Origin of the sequence: Xenorhabdus sp. PB30.3 (assembly GCF_963895965.1) — a bacterium.
In the GTDB taxonomy this organism is placed as follows: domain Bacteria; phylum Pseudomonadota; class Gammaproteobacteria; order Enterobacterales; family Enterobacteriaceae; genus Xenorhabdus; species Xenorhabdus stockiae.
Genome location: NZ_CAWQMW010000084.1, coordinates 1 through 2,409, shown reverse-complemented (window position 1 = coordinate 2,409; position 2,409 = coordinate 1). Strand labels below are relative to the sequence as shown.

The 2,409-nt window shown below is 32.7% G+C and carries 2 protein-coding genes; both read left to right on the top strand.

Annotated features, from left to right (window positions below; genetic code table 11):
- A partial coding sequence (locus tag AACX38_RS05850) for an ATP-grasp domain-containing protein (RefSeq protein WP_228865881.1) occupies positions 1-1,216 on the top strand: 1,216 nt, incomplete at its 5' end.
- 64 nt (positions 1,217-1,280) lie between these two features.
- Positions 1,281-2,378 carry a hypothetical protein gene (locus tag AACX38_RS05845; RefSeq protein WP_228865880.1) on the top strand — a complete coding sequence of 366 codons (1,098 nt, stop codon included), beginning with the start codon at positions 1,281-1,283 and terminating at the stop codon, positions 2,376-2,378.
- The last annotated feature ends 31 nt before the right edge of the window (positions 2,379-2,409 follow it).

Here is a 2,409-nt window from a genome sequence, read left to right as displayed (position 1 = left end):
CAATAAAATAAGAGTGGTTGTTATAAATCCTGCGCCATCAAGGCAGTATCTATATGAAAAAATTAAAGATAACAATATAAATTGTTATGCTGTTTATACCAAACCTTTTCTCAATGTTCCTAAACTAATTCCTGTTGATAATAACTTATTTGATTCAATATTTTATATTGAGCAGGATGATCTCGGTGAGATAGAAAGCGTTCTTTTTTCTCTTAAAATTGATTATGTTTTATGTGGATCTGATGCCAGTAGCTATATTACAGATGTTATTGCAGAAAATATAAATTCTACTTATTCTAATAACAGTGCGACTTCTTGTTTTAGAAGTGATAAGTATTTGATGCAACAAAAAATAAAAGAGAGTTCTCTTAATTATATAGAGACAATTAAGATTAATATCCAGGATGATAACATTGACGATTTTAATATATTATGGCCCCGCTTTTGCAAGCCTGTAAATGCAGCAGGATCTATTGGGGCCTTTATAGCTACAAGTAATGATGAGTTTAAAGAAAAAGTCAATACACAATACTCGGGCTATATTATTCAAGAAATTTTAGTCGGTAGAGAATTGTTTGTCGATACTTTTTCTGTATTCGGAGAGCATTTTATAAGTTCTGTACAGCAGTATAAAAAAACGATAAAAAACAATACTCCTATTCCTCAATATAATGAAATAGTTACTGATCCTGTCCTTTACCAAGAATGTATAGCTTATGTTACTCAATGCCTAGATGCATGTGGCTTAAAAAATGGTTTTTCTCATACTGAAGTATTTTTGACTCAGGAGGGATTCAAACTAATTGAAATAAATAATAGAATCAGTGGTGCTTCAGGAATGCCAAATAAAATGGCAACCTATGTTGGTCTTAAATCACAGCCCGATCTACTGAGCTGTTTTTTGAAGGATGGCTTACCTGTACTTAGGGCGCTTCCAACTGTACCAAAAGGTTATTCCAGAACTATTTCTTTGCACAAATATGATGATGGAATATTGAAAGATCCTACAGAGACTCTAAAAAAATTTAAGTCTGTAAAAGAAATACACTTTCTTTTTCAGCCAGGTTCTAGAACATTTAAATCTTTGTTTGGTGATCTAACAACGGTCTGTTTTGTCCTGCTCTTTAGCAACTGTGCTGACGAAATAGATAGCGATACTCAAGCTATTCTGGAGCTTGAAACTGATAACTCATTTCTCTGTGTTGATATTCCCTGATAACTGATGGGCTTAAATCAGCCAATTATCTTTGTATATTTAGGTTTACATAATGGGAAAAAAGATGAATGAATTTATAAAAATAGGTAGGATTATTAATCCTCCACTAAGAACATATTCAACTACTATTCCGGTTGCCAAAAAATGTACTGTTATCGCTCCAGCGAGAGTTGATACCTTTCTTTGCAAAACTCAATATTTCGTCGATCCCCCACTGAGTCAGTTTTATCCTATAGGATCAATAAATTTCGTCGTTAATCAATATACTACCGCTTCAGTAGAAATAAATACTCAGAATTCGGGCAGCAAAATTTATTCCAGCAGAAATAAAATTATTTCTCATTTTTATCAGATAATAAAAAAAGTATTAAATTTTAAAGAAGAGTTGATAATTAAAGCTGAAAATCAACACAATATTATTCATGGTGGATTGGGTTCGACAGTATCACTGGTCAGCGCCATTGCTATTGCGATTAATGAACTTTATGGTTGTCCATTATCTTCAACTGAGTTAATTACATTTCTTTCTCGTAATTATGGAGAGGAAAGTGAAGAGGATGAATATGTACTCCATCCGGCAGCAAGCATTGGCGGTGGTTTTGCTGCGTCTCTATTACCCGGTGATATTATTATTATGCAGATTGATAGCGGTGAGCCTCTTTCTTTCAATCTTCATTCATCTTATAAGATTGTAACTTTTTTTCCTGAGTTACAGAAGTTACCTTCTGGATATGATGATTATCAGTTAACAGTGATTGGCTACTCCCGGCTAAAAAATATGGGATTGAAATATGGAGAAATACGTAAAAATATTTTGGAGGAAATCATTATTCCATCCTTGAAATCAGGGGATTATGCTGATCTTTTTTTTTATATTAATCAATATACGCTGGGGCGATATGGCAATATTCCAGAATATTTCTCTAATAGATGGGCTACTTCAGGGTTACGATTTGAAGAGATTTTATCGTTTATTAGTAATCGAATATTTAGTCTTTTTAGTGATAAGGAATGTTGTTTCTTTGTTTCATCAGGTGGACCATTGATCAGTATAATAACACCTGATGCACATAAAACTGTTCAATCTTTACAGGGGCTTTCCGGTAAATTATCAGTACTGGATTTACATAACTCTGCCGCGATAGTTAAGTGTAATAAATAATATTATTATCTTAAAGTATATTCTTTTTTAT